The organism is Sphingomonas sp. 2R-10 (assembly GCF_030062225.1).
Lineage (GTDB): Bacteria > Pseudomonadota > Alphaproteobacteria > Sphingomonadales > Sphingomonadaceae > Sphingomonas.
Genome location: NZ_JASCXF010000003.1, coordinates 30,019 through 50,462, shown reverse-complemented (window position 1 = coordinate 50,462; position 20,444 = coordinate 30,019). Strand labels below are relative to the sequence as shown.

The window sequence follows — 20,444 nt, the reverse complement described above, 5'->3', positions numbered from 1 at the left end:
GATATGAAAGTGCAGGGCGTGCCGCATCGATCCGCTCCACCGGATCGACGGCCGCGGGCACGGTGATGGAACAGGGGGTATCCTTGGCGAAACCGATCGGTCCGATCCTATTCCCTTTCACGGGATATGGCGTCGGTGGAAGTCATATCTCGACCTTTCTGCTGGCAGGGGCGCTGGCGCGCGACCATGGCGTGCGGACCGTCATCCTGGCAGTGGAGGGATCGACCGTCGAACAGGAAGCCCGCGCGCGCGGGCTGGAGGTCGTGACGACGCCCGGACCGCCGGCACGACGCCGCGAAACGCTGCGCGACATCCGGCGCTTTCCGGCTCGCCGGCGGCTGCTGCGGTCGTTCGGGCCGGACGCGATCGTCCATTGCTGCGACCTGTGGTCGATGCAGTCGTGGGGAATCGCCGCCCGTTCGATCGGGCTGCCGCTGGTCTATCACCAGCGCGCCTTCATCACCGCAAAGCCGCAGGACCGGCTGCTCGTCCGTCTGGCGCAACGGGTCATCAGCATCTCGCAGGCGTGCACCCGCAATCTCGAAGCGGCGGGCATTCCCGGCGCCATCGCCATCCTCAATCCGTTCGAAATGATCCCCGATCCGGCGGCGTTCACCGATGCGCGCGACGAATTCACCGCGCGCTGGCCCGGTGACGACCTGCGGCTGATCGGCTTTTCCGCCAATTTCCAGCGGCGCAAGCGCGCGCGGTGGTTCGTCGAGGTGGCGGCCAGGCTGGCGCAGCGCGATCCGCGCACGCGCTTCGTGATGTTCGGCCGCGACCGCGACGAAACCGCCGCCGACCTCGCGGTCTATGCCGACACCCTCGGCATCGGCGACCGGATCGCGTTCGCCGGCTTCCGGTCTCCGCCCGAACGCAACATCGCCGCGCTGGACGTGCTGGCGATCCCCGCGCTGGCCGAACCGTTCGGGCGGACGCTGGTCGAAAGCCTGTTGCTGGGCGTGCCGTGCGTCGCCACCGACGATGCCGGCCATGGCGAGATCCTGCGCCGCTGGGGCGGCGGGCGGCTGGTGCCGCGCGATGCCGATTCGGCGGCGTTCGCCGATGCGATCGCGGCGGTGCTCGCCGATACGGCCACCGCGCTCGACGCCGAAGCGCGGGCGGCGGTCGCCACCGAATTGCTGCCGCGCACCCATGCCGGCCATGTTCTCGAGGTCTATCGGAGCATCAACGCATGACGGGAAAATACCGGGCCGACATCGATGGTCTGCGGACCGTCGCGATCCTTCCGGTCCTGCTGTTCCATGCCGGGGTTCCCGGGCTGCTCGGCGGGTTCGTGGGCGTCGACGTGTTCTTCGTCATTTCCGGCTTCCTGATCACCGGCATCATCGCGCGTGAGGTCGACGAAGCGCGGTTTTCGCTGGTGCGTTTCTACGAACGGCGGATACGGCGCATCCTGCCCGCGCTGATCGTGGTGATGGCGTTCACGCTGGCCGGGGCGGCGTGGCTGTTCCTGCCGTCCGACTTCACCCCGGTCCCGCGGTCGATCGTTGCCGCGTTGCTTTCGGTATCGAACCTGCTCTTCTGGTCGGAGGCCAGCTATTTCGGTGCCTCGGCGCATCTCAAGCCGATGCTCCACACCTGGTCGCTGGCGGTCGAGGAACAGTTCTACATCTTCTTCCCGCTGCTGCTGATCGCAATCCGCAACTGGGCGGTGAACCGACGCAAGCTGCTGGTACTGGCGATCTTCGTCGGGTCGCTCGCGCTCAGCATCGTGCTGGTGCCCCGCAAGCCCGACTTCAGCTTCTACATGCTGCCGACCCGCGCATGGGAATTGATGGCCGGCGCGCTGCTGGCGATCGGCGCGGTGCCGGCGGTGCGGAACCGAATCGCGCGCGAAGCGGTTTCGTGGATCGGCCTTGCCGCGATCCTCGGCGCGGTCGTGCTGTATGACGAGACGACGCCGTTCCCCGGCCTTGCCGCACTGCCGCCGGTACTGGGCGCGGCGGCGCTGATCCACTGCGCGCCGGGCACGCTGGTCGGTCGGCTGCTTGGCTGGCGTCCGGTCGTGTTCATCGGGCTGATCTCCTATTCGCTCTATCTGTGGCACTGGCCGATCATCGTCTTCACCGAATATGCGACCGATGCGCCGCTGGCCGGATGGCGCACCGTGGCGGTGGTCGTGGCGTCGCTCGTGATGGCGACCCTGTCGTGGCGGTTCGTCGAACGCCCCTTCCGGTCCACCCAGCGGGTTCCGGCGCCGCGACTGTTCCGCATGGCGGGCGCGACGGCAGCGGTCGTCGCAGCGGTGTGTGCCGTGGCGATGGTCGGCAATGGCTGGCCGGCCCGGTTCAGCCCCGCGGCGCTGGCGATGGATGCCGCACGGAACGATTCCAGCCCGCGCCGCAAGCAATGCCACTGGGAACAGGGGGCCGGTCCCGACACCCGTGCGCCCTGCACGCTGGGGGCCAATGTCGAACCCGATGTCGCGCTATGGGGCGACAGCCATGGCGTGGAGCTTGCCTATGCGCTGGGCGAACTGGCCGGCCAGCGGCAGCGGTCGGTCGCGCAGCTGACCGCATCGAGCTGTCCGCCGGTACAGGGCATCGAGGTTCCCGGCCGCACCGGATGCGCCGCCGCCAACCGCAAGGCGCTGGCGTGGTTGCAGGCGCATCCCGGCATTCGCACGGTGGTGCTTGCCGGCTATTGGGCCAACGACGCGATCGCATCGAACCCCGGTGTTCCCGCCGGGCTGACCGCCACGGTCGAGGCGTTGCAGGCGGCCGGCAAGCGGGTCGTGCTGGTCGGGGCGGTCCCGCCCAATCCGGTATCGGTACGCATCCGCTTGGCGCATCTGGCGGAGCGCGGGGCGCTGGCCGAGGCGAAGGGCATCCGCCCGGCGGCGCTGGCCGAACGGATGACCTATCTGACACCGACCATCGCCAGGTTGCGGGACCGTGGCGTCACGGTCGTCGATCCGGCAGCGACGATGTGCACGCCGTCCTTCTGCGCCATCCAGCAGGACGGGAAGGCGCTGTACTTCGACGCCCACCATCTGAGCCTGACCGGCGCGCGCCGGCTGGCGCCGCAACTGGCGGCGGCGGTATATCGCTGACGGTCGCCGTCCGCCCGGCGCGTCCTCCGATCCTGCGGCATCGTGGGGCGGGGCATCGTCCTGACGCATCCGCCGGCGCGGCCTGCGGTCGCTGCCGTTTCGATCGCTCTTCGGTCCGTCGAAGCAGGCGTGACCGCCCTGCGGTAAGCCGTGGCAAACGGCAACGCGTGCCGGCCGCCGATGGCGGATCGAGGGGGCATCTGCATAGTTGCCGAGGTCTGTGCTAAGGCAACGCCGTGAGCCGGTATAAGCATGCCTCCGAGTCGAAGCAGACGGTCCGACGGGCCATACCCGCCGGGCGACGGGTATATGCGATCGGTGACATTCACGGCCAGGCCAGCCTGCTCGCACGACTCCTGCGCCTCGTCGAACGCGATACCGACGAGCGCCCGGTGGCGGAAACGGAGATCGTCTTTCTCGGCGACCTGATCGACCGCGGAGCGCAGTCGGCGCAGGTCGTGTTCCTGCTCATGCAACTGGCGGGCGATCCCCGGGTGACCGTGCTGCTCGGCAACCACGAAGCGACCATGATCGACGTTTACGACGGGGATCGCGAAAGTGCCTGCGACTGGTTCGCGCATTATGGCGGTGCCGCCACGCTCGCCAGCTTCGGTTCGGACATTGCCGCCATCGACCCCTCAGACGCCGCCGGGATTATCGCGGCTGTCCGCCAGAGCGTCCCGCGCCAGGTCATCGACTGGCTGCGCGAGCGCCCGATCTTCTATCGCGTCGGGGACTATTATTTCGTCCACGCCGGCATCCGGCCCGGCGTACCCCTCGCGCGGCAGCAACGGGCGGACCTGTTGTGGATCAGGGAGCCGTTCCTCGGCAGCACGCGGGAGTACGAAGCGCTTGTCGTGCATGGTCACAGCATCGAGGGGCCGGAGCCGACGATCCGGGAAAACCGGATCGGCATCGATACCGGAGCGTATTCGACCGGTCGCCTGACCGCGCTGGGCCTGGAAGGCGAGGCGATATGGCATCTCCAGACCGATGCGCCTTCGGAAATTTCCTAGACAATCTCCTGACGATCTTTTCGCGGGCGGGCGAACTGCCGCTGGCTGCTCGCCAGCCTGACGACTCGCGCGAAAGCGGCGGTTCGTCGAGTCGCGTTCGTGATTCCGCGTGGGGAAGAGTTTCGCCGTGAAAGCGGGTCGGGATGGTTCATGCCGTGCCGCACGCGTTCGCCGCCGTCGTTGTCCCGTATCGCGGCTGCCCATTACCCCGAACTGCGTATGTCCACGCCTCGATCGTTCATCAACGTAGCGGATTTAACCCGGAAGCTACGACTTCATGCCAAACTGAAAGGATCGGGCAACTGGCGGCCCTGTCTAGCGAATGGAATAAGCCTTGGCCGAAACTCCGACGAGCGAATATCTGGAATTCTTGCAGGATGCCATTTCTTCGAATGGCACCGTCGAAATTCTCGAGGTCGGCGGCGGACCGCAGACGTTCGTGCGCCATCCGGATGCGGTCTATACCGTACTGGAATTCGAAGAGGATACATTGGCGACCTGCAAATACGCCCATCGCAAGATGATCGGCGATGCCCAGACGTTCGACTTCGGAAGCATGAGATTCGATGTCATCGTGTTCTGGAACGTGCTGGAGCATATTCCGGACCCGTCCCTGGCAATATCGAACGTGATGCACAGCCTGCGGGACGGAGGCCTGATGGTTATCAGGGGGCCTGCCCTGAAATCGCTGAAAGCAGTTGTCACGCGATTGACCCCGCATCGCTTTCACGTCGCATATTACCGGCATATATTGGGGCATAAGCACGCCGGCAGTCCGGGCCATGCGCCCTATGTCGTGGCCCATTCCCCGCAAGCGGATGCCGCCGAACTGGACGGATTTCTCGCCGCTGCCGGGTTCCGGAAGATATTCGGCCAGGAATATGACGGCGATCAGGTCGAGCTACTGAAAAAATACTCCTACGCCCTGTTCCAGGGGTATCAGATCGCGTCGAGATTGATCGGACGGCTATCGTTCGGCGCGGTCGGCGGCAGAAAATCCGACTTCGTGTCGGTCTATCGCAAACTGCCGGGTACGACCGCGCCGGGTTAGCGGCCTGCTCCCCCGACCGCGAACCGTACCACTATTCCGGCGACGGCCGGGGGCTTGTCGCCATGGAGTGCAGCGGGAACCGCCAGAGGCCCGGCCTTCGCCGGGGCGACGCTTTGCGACGGGAGCCTGTTGTGCCGCCCGCGCGCTCGCGCTCCTTTCGAACCGGCGGGTGGGCGGTGGCGCACGACGCCGGACCCCCGGGATGTGCCGGTCTGCCGTACCTGTCCGATGGGCCGAACCCGCTGGCGGCGGGCGTTCCTTGCCTCAGTCGCGCGGTGCAGGCCGAAGAAACTTGCGCAACGGCCTGGGCGCCAGCGGTGCCAGTTCTTCCCGCGCGGTGCGGATGAACTTGCGGCCAAAGAGCAGCAACAGTCCCAGATACAGGATCCCGCCGAGCGGCAGGCAGATCGCGAGACGCAGCAGCGGCGTCGCCTCGGGCAGTACCAGCCAGCGAAGCGCCGTCACGCCGATCGCCATTCCCATCGCCGCCAGATAGGGGGGCAGGATGCCCAGGATCGCCTGCACGGGACGCACCCCGATCGCACGTTCCACCAGCCGCAGCGAAAACGGCGTGGTCAGATGCGCGCGCAGCGTCATCGCCGCCGCGACCGCCACCGGACCGAAGGTGACGGCGGCGGCGGCGGCGGCGATGTTGCCGATGCTGGCGAACAGCGATGCGTAGAAGGTGAGGTCGGACCGCCCCGACGCCGCGATCGATGATCCTTCGAAATAGCCGAGCGTGGTCGGCCCGACGATCAGCGACAGGGCGACCAGAACCCAGCTCGCTTCGGTCCATTGCGGCCCGAACAGCACCGGCACGAAATCGGGCGCGACCGCCGCCAGCCCGAAAAAGGCGGGGCACGACACCAGCGCGCAGGTCCGCGTGACGCGCAGATAGCCGCCGGCCAGCGCCGCCCGGTCGTGCGACAGCCGCGAGAAGGCCGACACCGCCGCCGTCTGGATCGGCAGGATCACCACGCTGATGATGAGGTTGAGCGACCGCCAGCCGACGCGATACTGCGCGATCGCTGCCGGTCCCAGAAAGCCACCGACGAGCATCGCCGGGACCTGGGCACCGGCCTGGATCATCAACTGGCTGCCGAGGATATGGCTGGAGAATCGCGCGAAACTGCGTAGATGGTCCATGGAGTATTGCAGCCGGGGGCGGAAATCGGTCGCGCGCCACAGGATGATGCTCGACCCGGTGACGCCGATCAACCGGCTGACCACCAGCGCCCACACGCCCCAGCCCATATAGGCGAACGCCACGCCCAGCACGCCGCTGACGATGTTCGTCGTCATGCTGCGCTTGGCGATCATCTTGTGCCGGAATTCGCGCCGCAGCTTGGCGACATGGACCGCCGATGCGCCCTCGATGATAAGGACCAGCGACAGGGCCGCCAGCACGAGGGCGAAGGTGCGGCCATAGCCGTTTCCGACCAGCGGCGCGGCGATCGCCGCCAGGGCGACCGACAACAGCACGCCCAGCCCCAGATTGGTCCAGAACGCCGTCGTCGCGACATCGTCGTCCCATTCCTCGCGCTGGATCAGCGCATCGGGAATGCCGCCCAGCACGACGATGCGGCTGATGTCGATGAACACCGTCGCGAAGGCCACGATGCCGAACTCGGTCGGGTTGAGCAGCCGGGCGAGCGCGATGAAGACGACCATGGTCGACAGGTTGTTGAACAGCGCGGCCGATATCGACCAGAGGCTGCTGCTTGCCAGGTTTTTCTTCATCGACATGTCTGGAAACGCCCCCCGGAGCGTCAAGTATCGCAACGTCCCGACAGGGGATCAGCGCCCCTTTATAGTAAACGTCGCCATCGGCAATGCCCGGTCGGCCCTGTCAGCGGGTTCGTGCCACCAGCCGGACGCGCACCGGGTAATGGTCGCTGCCGGTTCGCTCCAGCCGGTCGACGCCGGCAACGCTCCACGCCGGTCCGGCGAACACCTGATCGATGGGCAATAGCGGCATGGGCAGGGCGATGCCCGACCCGATCCGAGCGGGATACGACCATGTCGCCCGCGTGACGCGGGTCAGCGGCGCAAGGTCGGTATCGCTCCGGCGCATCGCCCACGACCACGGCGTCAGGTTGAAATCGCCGGTCAGCACCAGCCGCCCGAGGTCGAGATTGCCGATCGAGCGGGCAAGCTCTTCCCGCTGGCGCTGCTGCGCCGGACCGGGCCAGTCGAGATGCACCGTGGCGACGTCGAACCGGCGACGGCCGGGCGGGGCGATCGTCGCCCAGACGAGGCGCGGGCCGACCTGTTTCCCGGTCGTGGCGTCGCGGATGCGATAGCGCGATGCGACGATCGGCCAGCGCGACAGGATCAGGAGCGAACAGCCTGCGGCGCGGCACGCGCTGCGATAGGGATAGCGCGCCCTGCTGAACTGCGCAGCCCAGCCGCGTCGATCCGTTTCCTGCAACACGATGACGTCGGGCGCGGCTGCCTCCAGGATCGCCGCGGTCGCGCGTGGGTGCGCGTTGTCGAATCGTACGTTGTGGGTGACGATCGTCACGCCATCTTCACCGGCGGCTGCGGCGGGAATGGGCCGGGTGGCTTCGTGCAGGATCGGGATCGCACCAAGCGCGACGGCGATGAGCGCCGGAACCGCCATGCCCGGCCGCCGTCGCCACAGCGCGTACGCAAGGGTCGCGGCCGCCGCGGCGAAGCTGATCGGGGCGATGCTGTTGAGCAGATCGAGCGCGGGAATCCAGCGGCCGGCCATGGCCGCCAGCGCGACCGCCGCCAGCAACCACGCGACACCGTGGCCAATTGGCCACAAACGCGGGTGTCTAGTCATGATAAATTGGTGAATGGAACATTTCCCACTCTCGTCCGAACCGACTTAATTGTTCGCGCTCCAAAGTGGCCATGCCCGTCAATCCTTGTTGATTGTCGATCATGTGCAAGGAGAAGAGCAATTCCCAACGTCTTTGTGTCCCCGACCGGGTCGGGAAACTTTTCCGGATCGGACTGGGCGAACGCCGCCCCGATCTCGTCACTGGACAAGATGGTAAAGGCCGCCGGCCCCGGTGGCAACGTCCTGCTGCTGGCCGATGCCGGACCGTACGACCTGACCGGATCCATCACCATCAGCAGCGGAGGTGCCGCCGGCGCGCCGGTCACGATCAAGGGTGTCGCGCTTGACGGGACCGAGAAGGACGTCGTCATCAACGGTACGCGCCCGACGGGCTGGGACCCGCTGAACCCGGCGGGCAACGAGATTTTCCGCATCAGCGGAAACGCCAGCAACCTGACTTTCGAGAACATGGCGTTCAACAACGTCAAGAACGCCTTCCACGTCATCAGCGATGTATCGAACATCACGATCAAGGACATGTCGGCGAACAATGTCGAACGGTTCTTCGACGATCTGGCCGGCGGCAAATACAAGACCGCGACGATCAACGGCCTGACCATCGAGAATGTCGATGTCACCAATTTCTCGAAGGGCGTGGTGCGGCTGCAATACGACACGAACAACGTCGTCATCCGCGATGTCCATGGCAATTCGGGCAATCTCGATGGCGCCAACTTCGCGATCGGCGTCCATCTCGACGGTACGGTCCACGGGGTCCTGATAAAGGACAGCTCTATGGGCAATATCACCGATACCACCAGCTATTACTGGAACGGGGACGGCTTCGCGACCGAAGGCGGCGTCTACAACGTCCGGTTCGAGGATACCCGTGCATATGGCAATACCGATGCGGGCTACGACCTGAAGTCGGCGACGACGGTTCTGGTCAACGCGGTCGCCGAAGACAACAAGAAGAACTTCCGCCTGTGGGGCGACGAGACGCTCATCAACCCGATCAGCAAGAATCCCAACATGCGCGGGGGCAGCGGTGAGCAGCTGCACGTCCAGGTCATGAATTCGGGGGCGGCCAAGATCATCGGTGGCACCTTCACCGACGCATCGAACGCCACGACCGTCATCAAGATCGAAGGCGGCACGCTGGACATCCGGGGCACGGCGATCGTGCACGCCGCGGGCGCGCAGGTCATCAACGTCGCCAACCCGGCATCGGTCGTCGAGTCCGCCGCGCTGAAGGTCGCCAACGTCGCCGGGGTCATCGGGGCGTCGATCGGGTGGCAGCCCGGCACCGTGGTCTATGGAACCATGGACGCGAACGTCTTCGTCAAGGCGAGCGCAGGCAACGAGGTCCTGTACGGCGGCAAGACCGTCGACACCTTCTTCTTCGATACGTCGAAGGGTGCGGTGTTGGGCGCCGATACCATCCGCAACTTCGGAGCGGAGGACCGTATCGTCACGACCTCGAAGCTGGTCGACCGCGATGCCGGACCGCAGCTGATCGCCAATCGCAGCGACCAGTTCATGAGCACCGACGGCGGCACCAACGTCAAGGTGTTCGGCGCCAACGGAAAGGTGATCTCGAAGATCGAACTGGTCGACACGATCAACATCGATGGCGTCCTGAAATATGTCTATGCCACCGTGAATCCGACGGGCGGCAAGTCCATCGTCGAATCGCTGTTGAAGGACGGCGTGGACATTGTCGACGTGCGCGCCGCAAAGCTGCTGCCGTCGATCGATCCCTTGCACGGCATCGAGGGTGGCCCGGTGACCGTGCCCCTCCCGGAAACGGGCGCCGACCATGTCGTGCCGACGCCGCCGATCGACCCGGTCGTCAAGGTGCCGGTCGTCGAGACGCCGCCGGTCGAGACGCCGCCGGTGTTGTCGCCCCCCGTCGTAGTCGAGGACCCCGCACCCGCACCGGTTCCGGTTCCGACCACTCCGGCACCCGATCCCGTCCTTGTGTTCGACGTGGCGCCACGCGGGGCGATCGTTTCGTCGGCCGGGGATGACCGGATGACGGGAACCGCAGGAAAGGACGTGTTCTTCTTCGACACGGCCAGCGGTCGTTCGTTCGGAAACGACTCGATCCGCGACTTTTCCAGCGGCGACCGCATCGTGACGACCAGCAAGATCTTCGACAGCAACAATGACGGGCGGATCAAGGCGAACTCCAGCGACCGCCTGTTCCTGCCGACCGCCGATCCGAGCGAAACCGGCAGCAGCGGTACGTTGAAGATCTTCAATCAGAACAGCAAGGCCGTCTCGACGATCGCGCTGCTCGACACCTATGTCGAACATGGCCACACCTATTATGTGTATGGTCAGCTTGGCGATCAGGTTGCCGGTGCGTCGCTGACGTTCGACAGCCACCTGGTCGATACCGGGCTGTTCGCCTGAACGGGCGCGGGTGCCGGCGCTTCGCGTCGGCACCCGTCGCGGTTTAGCGTATCCGGCTGCGGCCGAGCATGTCGGTTGCGATCGACTGAAGCTCGGCCGTGACCGATTTCCAGTCGCCGCTCTCGAAACGCTGTTGCGCGGAGCGGATCTTGAGGCTGGCGATCCGGTCGAGCGCCTGCGTCTGTTCGCGCTGGATCGCGATGCTGACGGTCAGTTGCGCGGCCAGCGACCCGATCAGGTCGTTCAGCTGGCGCAGCGTCCCGACGGTGGTGCCGGCCGATGCCTCGACCTCCTTGCCGTGCGTCGCCTCGGTAAGCGCTTGCATCGCCCGTGCGGCGGTTTCCATCACCGCGTCGGTGTCCGGGCGTCGGGTTTCGGTCAGTTCCACGGCAGGTCCTCCAGATGTCGACCCCGCCTAGCGCACAGTAGTTAGCGGAAGGTTGACCATTTCGATGCGCTGCTGGCGGCATGCGCAGGAGCGCCCCCGCCAGCAGCGTTTTTTCATCAGACCCGCATCGCGTCCAGCATCGGGCGCACAATCGCCGCCATCTCGACCGCGCACACCTGGCTGGGGTGGGTGCCGTCGCTGGTGTACCAGTTGGCGGTTCCGTTCACCTTCCACCGATCCGGCTGCTCGGCCGCCGCCATCGCCGGGTTCAGGTCGAACACGCCGTCCAGATCGGTCCCGACGGCCTGACGCAGTCCTTCGTTCGCGGCGCCACGTTCGCTGTCCGTCAGGGAATAGCCCGGAGTCGGGCGCTGCCCGGCCAGGGTAGTGTAGCCATCGATACTGGCGCTGACCCGCAGCGGCACCTGGGCGGCGTGCAGGACGAGGCCGGGATTGGCCGCCTTCAGCCGGCCGCGCAGCGCGCCATGGGCGGCCAGCAGCGCCGCGCTCTGGTCGTCATTGTCGGCGAGGTCGTTGGTGCCGAGCGCAATCAAGGCATGCGTGTGGAAAGTCGCCGCCGCGGCGATCCGGCGGCTGGCGGACGTCGCGGTCCAGAAGGTCGCGCGATCGCCCGGCTTGGCCAGCTTGCTGTGCGGTCGCCCGGCGGCATAGGCGGCCATGGCGAACCAGCCGCCATTGGTGGCGTTGCTGCCGTCGCCTGCCGGATTGGCCGCTCCCTTGCCGAAGGTGATGCTGTCGCCGATGCCAGCGACGGCGACTTCGCGATGCTCCCCAAGGACGAGGAACGGGCGGAGCAGTCGGTTCAGGCGCGCGCTGCCGCCCTGTGCCGCGAGGCTGCCCGGCACGTCGACCGACCCCGTACCGCCGTAAAAGCAGCCTTCGCCGGTGACGCCGGTCGAGCCGCCGCTGGAATCGGTGATCGGCAACGTCGCCGCGCCCGCCGGAAAGCGCCATTCCTGCTTGATCCAGACGACGTCGCCCGGTCCGACGCGATCGATATCGCCGCCAAAGGCCGTGGCGATGTCGACCGGATCGGTTTCCGCCAAGTCTCCGGCCGGGGATGCCAGCATCGCCTGCCCCCCGAACGTGGCGCGGGCGAGCGTTCGGCCCGGTGCCCCCTGCGCGGCGGAAAGTTCGAACGACACGGCAAGCGTCGTCCCGGCCGGGATCGGCGTCGTGACCTCCATCCCCTCGTCGCTCACGTGGAACAGCGCGAAGACCGCCCGCAGCCGGCGGGTGGGGGCCAGGATGGCGTGCCGGGTGCGGATGCGCACCAGCGTCGTCTGCGCATCGAGCTGCTGGACGCCCGTCGGCACGGCACTGCCGGCCGAAACGGCGCGCCATGGCGGTCTGCGACGGGCAGTGCGCGCGCAGGCGGGGAGCGATAGACCGAGCATCAGCAGAACGCCACGATCTGGGCAGCGGTGGTGCCGGTCGCGCGGACGAAGGCCGCCCGTACCGGCAGGATCGATCCCGCCGCCACGTTCTGGAACACCACGTCCTGCTGATCGTCGGCGCAGCGCACGGCGATGTTTCCGGCCGAACCGACATAGAGCGCCTTCGGCAGGCGCGGCAGCGCCACGGTGTCGCTGGGCACGACCGGCGCGGCCGAACGTGCCGGGCTGATCGTCGTATCGCTGCTGTCACGGAACATATCCTGCATGTCACACCCTCCGGTTAGAAGGGCGTCATAAAACAAAACAGGAACAAAAAGTCAATCTGGGTAAACCAGATGGGTTCGTCAGCGGTTGCACCCCGGACCCAGCGATACCTTGTTGTTCGACCCCTCGGACTTGACGATCTGCGCCCCGGCCGGCCGGGAGAGGGTGCAGCGGACGATCGTGACGTCGGTCCCGCCGGCCACGATCAGCAGCGGTGCCAGCGTCGTGTTGGTGGCGATCAGGTGTTCGATCCGCACGCGCGCGCCCTTGCCGGCCCAGACGGCGGCACTGCTCCAGCCATTCGCGGTCAGCGTGCCGGCGGAGATCGTGTTCCAGAACCGATAGTCGCGGCCGTTCCGTTCGGCGACCAGATCGTCCAGCCGCCAGTCGCCCTTGATGTCGAACCCGCCGTCACTGTTGTTCCCGGAGGACACGTTCAGGATTCGTCCCTGCGTCTCGCCCTCGGTCGCGATGCCGTCGCCATTGGTGTACCCCTTGCCGTCGACCATGCGAAACCCGCGCACCCGGCCGTCGCGGATGACGATGTTGCGTCCGGCAGTAATCGCGATTCCTTCGGGCAGATGCTTGCCGCGTTGCGGCTGGGCGCGCATCGTCAGGTCGAAATCGCGAATGGTGACGTCGTTCGCCGTCCGCAGGCGAATGCCGTCGCGTTGCAGGTCGGTGGCCACGATCCCGGCAATCGTCGATTTTTCCAGAACCGAGTCGGGACGGCTCTCGATGGCGCGATAGGCGCGTCGAACGACTGCCGGTCCGATCGTCGCCGCCGCGACCTGCCCTTCGATCAGCGCGGCGCCGTTCTGGCCGGGGGTATCGACCGTGCCCGCCGGGCGCCAGCGTTGTGCCGAGGCGATCCTGGTCGGTTGCGCCTCCGACGGGGGTAGGGTCTGTGCAGGCGCGCAGGTCGAGATCGCGGCACCGACGATCAGCGAGATCGGCGACAGGGTCGTGCGGATGTTCATGCGATGCTCCATCGATCATGTGTCGGGAAAAAGTTAACGCCGACAATATCGGCGTTAACGTTTCGTCTGGAACCAAGGGTAGGCGTTAACTGGTTAATGTCCCAGATGGACATTTCTACAGCGATTTATCAGGTAGTTGCGGCCGTTCATTTTTGATAAATCAGCCTTGTCACAAACGGCCGGGTGTCGTTGCGACGGTTAAATGGCGGGCTGGTCCCGTATTCCATTTCCGGTTCTGCCGTCCACCGGAACGGCACAGATAGGCTGTCGCGTTGAGCAAGATTTATATTTCCCCCAAAGGATCCGGTCTCGGCGATGGAAGCAGCGTGGACAACGCTGCGCCTTTCAGCGTCATCGGGTCGATGATCAGCAATGCAGCGCCCGATGACGAGGTGCTGCTGCTGGCCGACAAGGGGAATTACGATCTTACCGGTGCGGCAATCATCATCGTCGGCGGTGGTGGCGAGGACGGGCGTCCCGTCGTCATCCGCGGTATCGACAGTGACGGTAATTCGATGCGTGCCAGCATCGTCGGCTCTCGCCCCGATCCGTTCGATCCCGACGGTTTCGTCGGGGAGCAGGTGTTTCGTCTGGTCAACGGTGCAGACAATCTGACGTTTCGCGACCTGAGCTTCACCAATATCGGCTATGGTGCGTTTCGCGTTGGCGGCGACATCCGCAATCTGGTGATCGAGGACATCGACGCCACCAACGTCCAGCGTTTCTTCGAGAATTTCATTACCGCGCCGAATGCGACCGCGACGATCACCGGGCTGACGATCCGGAACGTGCAGGTCGATGGATTCTCGCGCGGGGTCATCCGGCTTGGCTACGACACGTCCGACGTGCTGATCGAAAACGTGCATGGCGACAGCCAGCGGCAGGACGAAACCGGCTCGTCCTTCGCGATCGGCGTCCATATCGAGGGTACGGCCCACGACATCGTCATCCGTGATTCCAGTATGCGCAACGCCGAGGACCGGCTGTCGGGCAGCTTCTGGAACGGCGACGGGTTCGCGACGGAGGGCGGCGCGTACAACGTCCATTTCGAAAGCACGCTGGCGGGCGGCAATGTCGATGCGGGGTTCGACATCAAGTCGACCACGACGACGTTCGACCACACGGTCGCGCTTGACAATGGTCGCGGGTATCGCATGTGGGCGACCGATACGGTCCTGACCGATATCACCAGCATCGATCCCTATCTGCGGGGCGGCAACAGCAGCCAGAACCACATCTGGTTCAATCGCGGTGCCGCCGCGACGATCATCCGCCCGGCGCTCAGCGACGATGTATCGACGACGGCGATCAGCCTGACCGAAGGGTCGGCGACGGCGAACATCTCTGGCCTGATCGCGATGATCGGGGCGAACGCCACCCTGTACCGGGTGCTCAGCAAGTCGGTGTTCAACGCCGACGGGGTATCGACCGGCACGGCGGTCGCGAGCGGCGTGTCGTTCGCCGAGTCGGAAATCGGAGTCGCGGCCTTTGCCGACGACAACGGTCCGCACCTGATCGTCGGGAGCAGGCATGACGACGTGATCCGCGGCGGCGCGGGCAGCGACGTGCTCATGGGTGGCGACGGGTTCGACCGGCTGTTCGGCGGCGCCGGCAACGACCTGCTGGTCGGTGGTGCCGGGCGCGACGTCCTGCTGGGTGGCGACGGGTTCGACATCATCGACTATTCGGGCAGTTCGGCCGGCATCCGGATCGACTTGCGCGAGACGGTCGGGTCGGGTGGCGACGCCGAAGGGGATCTGTTCGATTCGATCGAGAGCGTGATCGGATCGGCATTTGCCGACGTGCTGGTCGGCGATCGTGGCGCCAACGTGCTGAACGGCGGCGCGGGCGCCGACGTGATCGATGGCGGTGCCGGCGACGACGTGCTGAACGGCGGCAGCGGCGCGGACATCCTGCGCGGCGGTACGGGGTTCGACGTCGCCGATTACAGCGGTGGAAGCTCGGGCGTGACCGTCGACCTGCAGGCCGGAACCGGCAGCGGCGGCGATGCCGAAGGCGACACGCTGAGCGGGATCGAAGGTGTCATCGGCACGGCGTTCGACGATACGCTGATCGCGGCGGCCAGCGGATCGCTGCTCGTCGGCGGCGCGGGCGCGGACCGGCTCTACGGATCGACCGGGGTCGATACCGCCGATTATTCGGCCAGTGCGACCGGGGTTTCAATCGACCTGTCCACGGGAATCGGCACCGGCGGCGATGCCGAAGGCGATATCCTGTCCGATATCGAACGGGTGATCGGATCGGCGCAGGCGGATGTGCTGACGGGCGGCGCGGGCAACGACGTGCTGGCGGGCGGCGGTGGTGCGGATCGGCTGGACGGCGGCGCGGGTAGCGATACTGCGGATTATTCGGCCAGCCGGGGAGCGGTGCGGATCGACCTTGCCGCCGGGACCGGCAGCGGCGGCGATGCCGAAGGCGATACGCTGGTGTCGATCGAATCGGTCAGGGGATCGGCTCTCGCCGATGTCCTGGCGGGCAGCGCCGGTGCCGACATCCTTACGGGCGGCGCGGGCGACGACGTGCTGATCGGGCGGGGCGGCGGCGACCTGCTGGTCGGCGGCGCCGGGTTCGACACGGTCAGCTATGCCGATGCGGCGGAGGGGGTAACGCTCGACGTGGCGAACGGCACGGGGTCCGGCGATGCCGCGGGCGATGTGCTGGTCGAGGTCGAGGCGCTGCTCGGCTCGGCCTATGCCGACCGGCTCTTCGCCGGCGGTGCGATCCGGCAGCTGGACGGTGGCGCGGGTGACGACCTGCTCGTCGGCAGCGCGGGCGACGACCGGCTGATCGGTGGCCGGGGCGCCGACCAGATCGATGGCGGCGACGGGTTCGACACGGCCGACTATTCCGGTTCGGCGGAGGGCGTGGCGGTCTATCTGGCCACCGGCATCGGGACTGCCGGCGATGCGCTGGGCGACCGGCTGACCAGCATCGAACGGCTGGTGGGCAGCAATTTCGCCGACGTGCTGGAAGGCGATGGCCGTGGCACGTCGCTGGTCGGCGGGGCCGGTGCGGACATGCTGATCGGCGCGTCCGTGCTCGACCGTGCCGATTATTCGGCCAGCGCGTCGGGGGTGGTCGTGGACCTTGCCGCCGGGACCGGATCGGGTGGCGATGCCGAGGGCGACCGCCTGACCGGCATCGGAGCGATCCGTGGTACGGCGTTCGCCGACCGCCTGACCGGCGACAGTCGCGACAACCATATCATGGGCGGTGCGGGTGCCGATGTCCTGGCGGGCGGTGCCGGGTTCGATACGGCGGATTACTCGGACTATGTCAGCACGACGACGACCGGACTGGTCATCAATCTGGCTGCCGGCACGGCGTCCGACGGTGATACGCTGTCGGGGTTCGAGGCCGTGATCGGCACGGCCTATGCTGACACGCTGACCGGTGACGCGAATGCCAACCGGCTGGAGGGCGGGGACGGCAACGACACGCTGAACGGCGGTGCCGGGGCCGATACGATGATCGGCGGCAACGGCGACGATACCTACACCGTCGACAATGTCGGCGACGTCGTGATCGAGACTGCGGATGGCGGACAGGATCGCGTCAACACCTCGATCGGCAACTATACGCTCGGGCTCGGCGTCGAATCGCTCGGCTATACCGGCAGCGGCACCTTTGTCGGTACCGGCAACGAACTCGACAACGTGTTCTACGGCAGTTCCGGCAGCGAGACGTGGTACGGGCTGGACGGCAACGACAAGTTCCAGGGAACGCTGGGTGCCGACACCTTCCATGGCGGTGCCGGGATCAACAGCGCCGACTATTCGAAGTCGAAGGTCGCCATCACGCTGAACCTGGTGACCAACGTCAACCTGGGCGGCGATGCGGCGGGGGACCGGCTGTACGACGTGCAGACGATCATCGGGTCGAACTACGACGACGTTATGACCGGGGACGACAAGGACAACCTGATCTACGGTCGTAGCGGCGTGGATACGCTGTATGGCGGTGGTGGTGCCGACCGGATGGACGGCGGCGTGGGTGCCGATCTACTGTATGGCGGGTCGGGCGACGATCTGTACATCGTCGACGATCAGGGCGACCGGGTGATCGAAGTGCTCGGCGAAGGCTTCGATCGCGTCCTCACCACCTTGTCCAACTATGTCCTGCCCGACAATGTAGAGGCGCTGACGGGCAATGCGACCATCCGGTTCACCGGCACGGGCAATACGTTGAACAACGTCATCACGGGCAACACGAACATCGACACGCTGTCCGGCATGGACGGCGACGACATCCTGATCGGTCTGGGCGGCGGCGACATCCTTGATGGTGGCGAAGGCAGCGACACGGTCAGCTATGCCGACAATGTCGTGGGCGTCCGCATCAACCTGCTGACGGGTGAGGCCGCGGGCGGCGACGCGCAGGGCGACGTGTTCCGCAGCATCGAGAACGTGATCGGCACGTCCTTTGCCGACACGCTGACCGGAGATGCCGGCGCGAACCGCCTGTCCGGCGGCGGGGGCAAGGACGTCCTGACCGGCGGCGAGGGCAACGACTATCTTGACGGCGGTTCTGGCGCGGACGTGATGGACGGTGGCGAAGGCGACGACACCTATGTCGTCGACAATGGCGGCGACCAGATCGTCGACAGCGCCGGCAACGACACGGTTCGCACCAGCATGTCGGCCTATACGCTGGCGGCGGGGCTGGAAAATCTGGCGGCGACGGGCGTGCTGTCGTTCACCGGGGTGGGCAACGCCGCCGCGAACGTCATCACCGGCGGCATCGCGAACGACAGCCTCAGCGGGCTGGAGGGCGATGACACGCTTCAGGGCGGGGCGGGTGCCGACCTGATCGATGGCGGCAGCGGGTTCGACATCGCCAGCTACGCCGGCAGCGCCGCCGGCGTCACCGTCGATCTGGGGCAGGGCATCGCGCGCGGCGGCGACGCCGAAGGCGACGTGCTGACCGGTATCGAAGGGCTGACCGGGTCGGCCTTGGCCGACATGCTGACCGGCGATGCCGGGGCCAACCGCCTGTCGGGCGGTGGCGGCAACGACCGGATCGACGGCGGTGCCGGACTGGACACGATGGTGATGTCCGGCGCGCGGAGCGACTATGCGTTCCGGTCGGTCGATGGCGTCCTACACGTCATCGACCTGCGGGCCGGATCGCCCGATGGCAACGACAGCTTCGTCAACATCGAACGGATCGAGTTCGCGAGCGGCAGCGGCATACCCACCGGCGCGGTGACCGGCACGATCGCCAACGACACGCTGAACGGGACCAGCGCGGTCGACACCTTCTTCTTCGACACCGCGACCGGCATTGCCGGCGGCAGCGACCAGATCCGTAACTTCGGTGCCGGCGACCGCGTGGTGACGACCACTGCCCTGGCCGGTGCCAATGCCAGCGGCGTGATCCGCGTCAATGCGAGCGACCGGTTCGTCCTGTCGGCGACGGAGGATGCGCCGACTGGTTCCACCGGCACGCTGAAGCTGTTCGCGACCGGGACCGGCAAGCTGATCCCGTCGATCAAGCTGATCGGCAGCGAGACGCGCGACGGCGTGACCTATTACGTCTATGCCGCGGCGACCGACGACAAGGCCGATGCCAGGCTGGACCTGGGGCGGAGCGCCGCGCCGACCGTGACGATGACGCAATCGGCAGGGACGCTCAGCACCGTCGCGGCGACCGCCGCCGTCACGCTGACCTTCGACCGTGCGCCGTCCGGGCTGACGATCGACGATCTGGTGGCCAATCACGGCACCGTATCGAACCTGCAGGTGTCGGCCACCAATCCGCTGGTGTACACCGTCATGTTCACGGCGGCCAACGGCTATGCCGGCACCGGCGGCATCGCGATCGCGGCAGGGCGCTTTACCGGCGATGATGGCGTCGCCAACACGGCCGGGGCGGCGATCGGACTGTCGATCGACACGGTGGCACCGACGGTCGAGATCACCAGCAACACGACCCAGCTGGGCCATGGTCAGCAGGCGAAGCTGACCCTGACCTTCTCCGAAGCGCCGGTCGGCCTGACGACGGCCGATATCGCGGTCGGCAGCGGGACCGTCACCGATCTGGTCGGTACGACCGATGCCCGTGTCTATCACGTGACGTACACGCCCGGGGACGGCGTCCTCGATCCGGCGATGCAGGTCACGATTGCGGCGCAGAGCTATACCGACTCGGTCGGCAACGCCGGTGCGGGGAACGGCGTGACGCTGGCGGTCGATACCGCCAGTGCGATCTACAGCGGCACGGCCGGCAGCGACCGCTTCACCGCGATGTCGGATGCGAACTGGACGATCGACGGCAATGGCGGCGCGGACGTCCTGTCCGGGCGGGGCGGGGCCGACCTGATCCGTGGCGGGGAAGGCGACGACCGCCTGCATGGCGGCGGTGGCAGCGATGTTCTGAACGGCGGCAACGGCATCGACGCGGCGATGTTCGACGGCGCGCGGAGCGACTATGCCTTCGCCTTCAACAACGGCGTGCTGGAAATCCGCGACCTGCGCGTGGGCGCACCGGAGGGTAACGACCGATTGATCGATATCGAGCAACTGTCCTTTGCCGGCAGCAACGGCGCCCCGACCGGTTCGGTCGTCGGCACCTATGCCAATGATACGATGGTCGGGACGGCCGGCGCGGACACGTTCTTCTTCGACACGGCGACCGGGCTTGTCGGCGGGAGCGATCAGATCCGCAACTTCGGTGCGGGCGACCGGGTGGTGATGACGTCGCAATTGTACGACGACAATGCCGATGGACGAATCCGGGCAGGTGCCAGCGACCGGTTCAACCTGCCGGGCGTCGCCGGGGACGCGATGGGTTCGACCGGGACGCTCAAGATTACCGGTGCTTCGGGCGGCGTGTTGTCGAACCTGCAACTGATCGAGCAGGTCGTGCACGACGGCATCCATTACTACGTGTACGGCCTTGTCGGGGATGCCACGGTGCACGGCGACCTGCTGTTCGGATAGGCCCGGCGCCGCATCCGGGTTGCCGCAATCACCGGTTTGGCGCACACTGGCGGTATCGCACT

Annotated in this window: 12 protein-coding genes; 6 read left to right on the top strand and 6 right to left on the bottom strand. The window is 66.6% G+C overall.

All coding sequences use genetic code 11. The features are described 5' to 3' along the window. The first annotated feature begins 83 nt into the window (after window positions 1-83). The 4 genes from QLH51_RS02100 to QLH51_RS02085 all read left to right on the top strand — a co-directional run bounded on the left by QLH51_RS02100 (window position 84) and on the right by QLH51_RS02085 (window position 5,143). Window positions 84-1,199, top strand: a complete 1,116-nt coding sequence (locus tag QLH51_RS02100) for a glycosyltransferase family 4 protein (protein ID WP_164516071.1) — start codon at window positions 84-86, stop codon at window positions 1,197-1,199. Further along, on the top strand, window positions 1,196-3,076 hold the full coding sequence (locus QLH51_RS02095; protein ID WP_125655320.1) for an acyltransferase family protein: 1,881 nt from the start codon (window positions 1,196-1,198) through the stop codon (window positions 3,074-3,076). Before QLH51_RS02100 ends, QLH51_RS02095 begins: the two co-directional genes overlap by 4 nt. 236 nt (window positions 3,077-3,312) lie before the next feature. Continuing rightward, entirely contained in the window at window positions 3,313-4,092 is a 780-nt protein-coding gene (locus QLH51_RS02090; RefSeq protein WP_125655322.1) for a metallophosphoesterase family protein, read from the top strand. Window positions 4,093-4,426: 334 nt separating this feature from the next. Then, entirely contained in the window at window positions 4,427-5,143 is a 717-nt protein-coding gene (locus tag QLH51_RS02085) for a class I SAM-dependent methyltransferase (RefSeq protein WP_125655324.1), read from the top strand. 264 nt (window positions 5,144-5,407) lie between these two features. On the opposite strand, the gene QLH51_RS02080 is transcribed toward QLH51_RS02085, so the two are convergent. After that, a complete protein-coding gene (locus QLH51_RS02080) occupies window positions 5,408-6,883 on the bottom strand; it encodes a lipopolysaccharide biosynthesis protein (protein ID WP_283514209.1) in 1,476 nt (491 codons plus the stop codon). A 109-nt stretch (window positions 6,884-6,992) separates the two neighbouring features. After that, complete coding sequence (locus QLH51_RS02075) at window positions 6,993-7,952, bottom strand: endonuclease/exonuclease/phosphatase family protein (RefSeq protein ID WP_125655327.1); 960 nt, start codon at window positions 7,950-7,952, stop codon at window positions 6,993-6,995. 210 nt (window positions 7,953-8,162) lie between these two features. Here QLH51_RS02075 and QLH51_RS02070 point away from each other — a divergent pair, with 210 nt between their 5' ends. After that, entirely contained in the window at window positions 8,163-10,370 is a 2,208-nt protein-coding gene (locus QLH51_RS02070; protein WP_125655330.1) for a hypothetical protein, read from the top strand. Window positions 10,371-10,413: 43 nt separating this feature from the next. Here QLH51_RS02070 and QLH51_RS02065 read toward each other — a convergent pair whose 3' ends face one another. The 4 genes from QLH51_RS02065 to QLH51_RS02050 all read right to left on the bottom strand — a co-directional run bounded on the left by QLH51_RS02065 (window position 10,414) and on the right by QLH51_RS02050 (window position 13,420). After that, window positions 10,414-10,758, bottom strand: coding sequence for a hypothetical protein (locus QLH51_RS02065; protein ID WP_125655332.1), 345 nt, complete (start codon window positions 10,756-10,758; stop codon window positions 10,414-10,416). Between the two features lie 116 nt (window positions 10,759-10,874). Then, window positions 10,875-12,095, bottom strand: coding sequence for an SGNH/GDSL hydrolase family protein (locus QLH51_RS02060; protein WP_164516072.1), 1,221 nt, complete (start codon window positions 12,093-12,095; stop codon window positions 10,875-10,877). Window positions 12,096-12,175: 80 nt separating this feature from the next. Beyond that, window positions 12,176-12,442, bottom strand: a complete 267-nt coding sequence (locus tag QLH51_RS02055; RefSeq protein WP_125655336.1) for a spike base protein, RCAP_Rcc01079 family — start codon at window positions 12,440-12,442, stop codon at window positions 12,176-12,178. A 78-nt stretch (window positions 12,443-12,520) separates the two neighbouring features. Beyond that, on the bottom strand, window positions 12,521-13,420 hold the full coding sequence (locus tag QLH51_RS02050; protein WP_164516073.1) for a right-handed parallel beta-helix repeat-containing protein: 900 nt from the start codon (window positions 13,418-13,420) through the stop codon (window positions 12,521-12,523). 362 nt (window positions 13,421-13,782) lie between these two features. Here QLH51_RS02050 and QLH51_RS02045 point away from each other — a divergent pair, with 362 nt between their 5' ends. Next, the gene (locus QLH51_RS02045) at window positions 13,783-20,382 is read left to right on the top strand and encodes an Ig-like domain-containing protein (protein WP_125655340.1); all 6,600 of its coding nucleotides are present in this window, start codon (window positions 13,783-13,785) and stop codon (window positions 20,380-20,382) included. Window positions 20,383-20,444: the final 62 nt, after the last annotated feature.

Excerpts from the sequence above, each read along its gene's own strand:
- QLH51_RS02095 (WP_125655320.1), top strand. The coding sequence starts at position 1,196 with ATGACGGGAAAATACCGGGCCGACATCGATGGTCTGCGGACCGTCGCG.
- QLH51_RS02055 (WP_125655336.1), bottom strand. The coding sequence starts at position 12,442 with ATGCAGGATATGTTCCGTGACAGCAGCGATACGACGATCAGCCCGGCA.
- QLH51_RS02045 (WP_125655340.1), top strand. The coding sequence starts at position 13,783 with ATGATCAGCAATGCAGCGCCCGATGACGAGGTGCTGCTGCTGGCCGAC.
- QLH51_RS02070 (WP_125655330.1), top strand. The coding sequence starts at position 8,163 with ATGGTAAAGGCCGCCGGCCCCGGTGGCAACGTCCTGCTGCTGGCCGAT.
- QLH51_RS02050 (WP_164516073.1), bottom strand. The coding sequence starts at position 13,420 with ATGAACATCCGCACGACCCTGTCGCCGATCTCGCTGATCGTCGGTGCC.
- QLH51_RS02075 (WP_125655327.1), bottom strand. The coding sequence starts at position 7,952 with ATGACTAGACACCCGCGTTTGTGGCCAATTGGCCACGGTGTCGCGTGG.
- QLH51_RS02080 (WP_283514209.1), bottom strand. The coding sequence starts at position 6,883 with ATGAAGAAAAACCTGGCAAGCAGCAGCCTCTGGTCGATATCGGCCGCG.